This window comes from Sphingomonas sp. CFBP9019 (assembly GCF_034045155.1).
Classification (GTDB): domain Bacteria; phylum Pseudomonadota; class Alphaproteobacteria; order Sphingomonadales; family Sphingomonadaceae; genus Sphingomonas; species Sphingomonas aerolata.
In genome coordinates this window covers 75,190-81,248 of record NZ_JAXCWK010000007.1, presented here as the reverse complement: position 1 = coordinate 81,248, position 6,059 = coordinate 75,190, and the positions used below count along the sequence as shown (strand labels likewise).

The following is a 6,059-nucleotide window of genomic DNA, read 5'->3' as shown; positions in this document are numbered from 1 at the left end:
AGTCCCAAACAACGTGATGCGATTGATTACGTCTCGGTCGCGGAAGGACGCACAGACAGCCATTCGGTCGCGCACGACATGCTCAGTGATGGCGAAGCGTATGAACGATTAGCCGCTACCGGCATCGCCGCAACAACTTGGGAGAGTGCGCCGGATGGTCTTATTGAGACCGACAGCCCCAGCTGGCGAGCCTATACCGGTCAAAGCTATGACGATTGGAAAGGATATGGTTGGCTAACCGCAATCCATCCCGACGACCGAATAGCTACGATGCAAAAGTGGCGTGAGACCGTACACGATCGGCAAGCGGTTGACGCGGAGTACCGGCTAAGAGGGAAGGACGGGCAGTACCGTTGGATGAGTGTGCATGCCGTCCCGTTGCGCGCCAAGGACGGACAGATCGTCAGGTGGCTGGGTATCAACATCGATATTGATGATCGAAAGCAGCAGGAGCTTTTACAACATAGCACCGATCTTTCGGTTTAAAGTTAAAAAGACCCATAATCGGACACTTAGCAGAGCCTTTCCGCTCCCCAACTTCAGGCGCTCATTCATAAAGCAGTCGCCAGGGTCAGCTAAAGAAAAGTTTCCCGACAATGACGTCGTTTCGGGACGACCGGCGAAACGCTCGAATTGCCGGAAACCTTGCTCATGCAAATGAGTTTAAGCCGTTCGACGGGCTGGCGCTTACTCAGCCGGACTTAACGGAGCTAATGGGAGCATGCCCGCAATCTTCCCTTGACCATCTAGCGACACTATCGTTTTGCGCCGTCCATTGGCGAACGTGAGCTTGAACTCATCGCCACCAAACGGGGTAGGACGCCAGAAGTCGACCGCGAGTAATCGGCCGAGACTAGCGAGTTCAGTCCGGTTCTGAGTGATCTGCGGCTGGATCTCGGAAGCGAGCTGGGGGGTCACAAAGTCTTGGATCGTAGCTCCGCTTGCAATCGCGCCGATAAGCCTGCGGATTGCTGCGTCTGATCCAGGCAGCTGGGCTGTTCGCGGGCTAAAAACCCTTTTTGTAGATGCTGCCGCGATATCGGCGACTGGCTTTGATCCTGCCTTCGCCAGCGCCGCTGAAAGTGCGTTCTCCGCATTAACGGACACATCTGGCCGAACACCAACGCCTTCCCAATTGGTCTTCGTGACCGGATTTTCCGCTCTGCCAGAGGGAATCATGGCGATAACACCGTGACCGATATCGATCGGACCGACAGGATTGGCCCCGCCCCCTGTTGTCTCCCCGATCACCGTTCCTCGCTTGAGCGCTTGGATGTCGTAGGCGAACTCCTCACCGCCAGAGAAGGTCGTTTTGCTGGTGAGAACGTAGACAGGGATGTCGAAGAAGGACACCGGTGTGCGAACGGATCGGTAGCTTTCTCGCGTTGTTTCAGTCGTCTTTGCCACGCGTGAGACGATGTCATTGATCGCCCGGCCAGGCGAAACCAGGAAGCTGACGAGGTATGAAACGGCCCCCGGGTCTCCGCCGCCGTTCCGGCGGACATCGATGATCAGAGCACGACTGCCTGAGAGGGAGGTCATTGCCTTGTCAACCGCCCTTTTGGAGAAACTGATTGGTGGAAAGCCAATCACTTCAATATATCCAACACCGCCCGCTAGGATGTCGGCGCGAGTCACTCCGGCGTCCGCGGCGGGCATCTCAGCCGGTGGACCGTCGCCTCGCGGCGGTCGCGGCTCCTGCATCGAGAACACGCTAAGGTGCTTGTCGTGGGTCACGATGGATGCATCAGCGGACAACCGGGCCGCGAGTTCTCCCGCCGTTCTGGCATCGTCGTACTTGCCTGAAGCAAGCGCGTCGGTCGTCCTCTTTGCCACTTGCTCGGCCCGCTCAGTGAATATGTAATGGTCGCGCATCGCGCGAGCGAACTCTTCTACAATCGCGCGACGTCCGGCGGCGTCGAGAGCAGGAGCCAGAGTATGGGTCGGCACCTGTGCTGCAGCGGGCAGCGCCAAGGGAAGAACCAGCGAAAGCGCCCACAACATCACATTGCGTCGACGGCACATCAGCAGCCCCCCCTTAACACAGTTTGGGCCGGCGTACGTCTGACCAGTCTAGGCGGCTAGTCAGTACCAAACCCTCAATTCGACAGACTGTCGGAACGTCGCCTACCAGGCAAGGCCGATGAGCATTCGAACGGCTACAACTGGGCGAACACGCCCTGCCCTACTGCTTCCGGCCAGACCCACAAGCGGACACTCATGAGCCGTTTTCGCTTTCCCTACTTCTGCCATTCGTTCAGCTTCCAGCCTGCAAGACGGGTCGCCGATTTTCAATCTCAAAGAGGCTTTGTACGCGCAAGCCATGCCGCCCAATGGCCATGCCTTAGTGAGACGAACTCGATCTCTCAGCGGAACGGAAGCCGATCAAAACGATTTAGTCCCGGCACGGAGTTCGGCTGGTCGGCACGCTCCACGGAGGCGTGATGAAGCAGCGGGACGATTGGCATCTGACGGAAGCGCTCGGTTACGAGCACGGACGAGCGGACCCTTTTGCCGCGGCTGTTCGGGCTACCCGAATGCCTATGGTCATTACGGACCCCGCGCAGACCGATAACCCGATCGTCTTCTGCAACGAAGCCTTTCAAACGCTGTCGGGCTATGACCGAAGTGAAATCATTGGCCGTAACTGCCGCTTCCTGCAGGGTCCCGACACCGACCGAGAGCAGGTGGCTAAAGTGCGTCGGGCAATCGACGCCCAGACCGACATTGCCGTGGACCTTCTGAACTATCGAAAGGATGGATCTACGTTCTGGAACGCGTTGTATCTGAGCCCTGTACGCAATGACGCCGGTAAGGTTGTATTCTTCTTCGCCTCCCAGCTTGATGTTACTGACCGCGTCAAAGCCCAGACTATCATTTCAAAGCAGAAGTTATTGGTCGAACAGGAAGTCGAGGCGCGCACGTCAGACCTCGAGGCCGCGTTAGATGCGAAAACTCTGCTGCTTCACGAAGTCGACCACCGGGTAAAGAACAACCTTACGATGATCGGTTCGCTTCTGCGTTTGCAGGCGCGGAGCATATCTGACCCGGCCGTTTCATCAAAACTTGAAACCATGCTCGAACGGGTTGATGCGCTGGCGACAGTGCATCGCCGTCTTTATCAGTCGGACGACGTCACCCGGTTCGATGTCGGGGCGTTTACCGAAAATCTAATCAGCGACGTCGTTGGTGCCAGCCGACGCAACGACATCAAGCTTGTTTCGAACATTTCGCAAATAGAGGTGCCGTCCAGTAGAGCGGCATCGCTTGGGTTGATCCTCAACGAAATAGCGACCAACGCCATCAAGCATGCATTTGCCGACGGGCGAGCGGGTACGATTTCCGTCCGCACCGCCCTAGAAGGCAATAATGCCCTGATCGAAATCACCGATGATGGGCATGGGCTTGCCAGCAATGACGTTCAGCCGGACGGCATTGGCAAAATGCTTATTTCCCGCCTCGCCAAGCAAGTCAGGGCCGACGTCGTATGGTCCGACGCCGCCCCCGGTGTTCGTGTATCTCTCTCATTCCCGGTGGACGATTAATGAGTGGACGTGCCAAACCGCCGTTGAATGTGCTGATCGTCGAGGACGAAGCTCTTTTGGCGATGGATATTGAAGCGATGATCGAAGACGCCGGTCACCGTGTCGTCGGCGAGGCCGCGTCTCTCTACGAAGTTGAAGACCTGGCAGGCGATCTCCATCCGGACCTGGCTTTTGTCGACATACAGCTTGCGAAAGGCACCAGCGGCCTGGATGTCTGTGCGCTGATCCGGAAGCGATGGGCGGACGCGATAGTCGTCTTCGTCACTGCAAACCCACTCAAGATCCCAGCCGACTTTGCCGGTGGCCATGGCGTCATACCCAAGCCCTTCTCCCGGAATGGTCTGATGTCCGCAATGCGCTACATTGAAGAGGGTGTCTGCGATCCGCCGCCCGTATCCCCGCAGCCAGCGAGCTTCATTGCAGCGCCCGCGTTTGCCGCAGAGTGGTCCGAGACCAGTCCCTGATTTCCGGGTTTAAGCGACAATCCACGGCCTCACGAAGTGGGAGGACAGATGACAGAAGTTATGCATAATTTCGATTACGTTGATCCATCAACGTCTTACCGCTAGGACGTTCCCGCTTTGGACCGTCAGCCACTCCCGCCTTCGCCTATTCGACCGCACGATGCCTCAGGTGTCGTACGCGAGGCTGTCGACGCATTTGCGTCTCGCCTAAATGAGCATGACCCCTTCGTTGCGGCGTTCGATCACTGCATTACGCCGATGGTCGTCAGCGATCCAACGCTACCGGATAACCCGCTGGTTTACGTCAATCGGGCGTTCGAGGCTCTGACAGGGTTCTCGGCGGTCGAGGTCGTTGGCCGGAACTGCCGTTTCATGCAGGGACCGCTGACCGATCAGGCCGACGTCCGACGCATGAAGGACGCGATTGCTCGCCGTGAGCCGATCGATATCGACCTGCTGAATCACCGTCGTGATGGCACGCCGTTCTGGAACCGCCTCATGGTCGCGCCCGTGCATGACGCGACCGGCAGCCTACGTTACTTTGTGGCATCTCAGCTTGATGTCACACTCGAGCGGCACGGGCTGTTGCAGTTGGAACGCGACCGCGACACGCTGAGTGCCGAGCTTGCGAAGCGCGAAGTTGCGCTAGCCGAACGAGAGGCCCGCCTGGCACTTGCGCTCGATGCTGGCGGACTGGGCACTTGGACCATCGACCTGCCGGAATGGCGGCTCAGCTACTCGCCAAGTTGCCTGACGAACTTTGGCCGGCCTGTCGGCGAACAGTTGTCGATAGAAGGTATGTTGGCATGCGTTCATCCAGAGGATCGAGACCTCCTCACGAACTCGCTGAACAGCGCTATTGAACATGGCACGCGGTATAACGTCGAATACCGCATTCTAACACCTGAAGGCGAGCAACGCTGGATCCATTCCCAAGGCTCGCTGCAGCGCCGTGCGGATGGCACACCGTTGGCAGTTTCGGGCTTTTCGAGCAATGTTTCAGCTCGCAAATTCGCCGAGGAGCAACGTTCGGTTTTGGCCCATGAACTGACCCACCGCGTGAAGAACACACTTGCGACGGTCAGTGCCGTTGTCAGTCAGACGCTACGCGATGCTGGGTCCCTTGCTGAGGCTCGGGATGCGGTGTCGGGCCGCATCGCTAGCCTCGCGTCTGCGCACGAACTGCTGCTCAAGGACGAGATCGAAGGCGCGGCAATCGGTGAGATTGTCGAGCGGGTGCTGGCGCCGTTCATGGATAGCAACGGTCGACGGTTTTCCGCTGTCGGCCCGACGATACGGCTGACCCCGGAAGTGACACTCGCGTTGTCTATGGCACTGCACGAGCTGGCGACCAATGCGATCAAATATGGGGCGCTCTCGGTACCGGAGGGTCAGGTGAGCATACGCTGGGACCTGAACGGCAATGCAACCGAACGCCGACTTACCTTCTCCTGGGCGGAGCAGGATGGACCTATCGTCGCTATGCCAACACGTGTTGGATTTGGTACGAGAATGATTGAGCGCGTCCTATCACGCCACATCCGCGGCAAGGCGGAAATCCAATATTTGCCGGAAGGTGTTCGCTTCGCAATCGAAGCGCCGATCTGAGCTCTCGACCTTGTCTGACATTTATTAACGCCGTGGCGGGCCCATTGCGTGACCACATTGGTTAAGAGCTCAGCTTATCGGGATCTGTCATATGTGCCATGTGCTCGTCATCGAGGATGATTTCCTCATCGCCGATCACATCATCCAGCTGATCGAGCGGGCTGGCGGCACATCCTTTGATCAGGCTGCCTCGCAAGATGAGGCAATCGATGCTGCGAGATTGAGGCCTCCCTCCATCATCATGTCCGACGTCAATCTCTCAGCCGGTACCGGCCCTGCCGCGGTGGAAGCCATCATCTTGGAGCATGGGCCGACGCCCGTGATCTTCGTGACCGGCACGCGCGAAGCATGCCATGTAAGTCGGCCATCGATGATCGTTCTCGACAAACCGATCAACGAACAGGCTCTTATTGCGGCGTTCCAAAGTCTGGCGCCCGCCTGA

The 6,059-nt window shown here is 58.0% G+C and carries 6 protein-coding genes; 5 read left to right on the top strand and 1 reads right to left on the bottom strand.

Annotated features, from left to right (window positions below; all coding sequences use genetic code 11):
- A partial coding sequence (locus SOM18_RS18335) for a PAS domain-containing protein (protein ID WP_320482138.1) occupies window positions 1–486 on the top strand: 486 nt, incomplete at its 5' end.
- 201 nt (window positions 487–687) lie between these two features.
- On the opposite strand, the gene SOM18_RS18330 is transcribed toward SOM18_RS18335, so the two are convergent.
- Window positions 688–2,025 carry a S41 family peptidase gene (locus SOM18_RS18330; protein ID WP_320482137.1) on the bottom strand — a complete coding sequence of 446 codons (1,338 nt, stop codon included), beginning with the start codon at window positions 2,023–2,025 and terminating at the stop codon, window positions 688–690.
- Window positions 2,026–2,444: 419 nt separating this feature from the next.
- Here SOM18_RS18330 and SOM18_RS18325 point away from each other — a divergent pair, with 419 nt between their 5' ends.
- From SOM18_RS18325 to SOM18_RS18310, 4 genes are all read left to right on the top strand, one after another.
- A complete protein-coding gene (locus tag SOM18_RS18325) occupies window positions 2,445–3,545 on the top strand; it encodes a histidine kinase dimerization/phosphoacceptor domain -containing protein (protein WP_320482136.1) in 1,101 nt (366 codons plus the stop codon).
- Window positions 3,545–4,009 carry a response regulator gene (locus SOM18_RS18320; protein ID WP_192191643.1) on the top strand — a complete coding sequence of 155 codons (465 nt, stop codon included), beginning with the start codon at window positions 3,545–3,547 and terminating at the stop codon, window positions 4,007–4,009. Before SOM18_RS18325 ends, SOM18_RS18320 begins: the two co-directional genes overlap by 1 nt.
- Window positions 4,010–4,267: 258 nt before the next feature.
- Window positions 4,268–5,617, top strand: a complete 1,350-nt coding sequence (locus tag SOM18_RS18315) for an HWE histidine kinase domain-containing protein (RefSeq protein ID WP_414712141.1) — start codon at window positions 4,268–4,270, stop codon at window positions 5,615–5,617.
- Window positions 5,618–5,708: 91 nt separating this feature from the next.
- A complete protein-coding gene (locus tag SOM18_RS18310) occupies window positions 5,709–6,059 on the top strand; it encodes a response regulator (RefSeq protein WP_093401120.1) in 351 nt (116 codons plus the stop codon).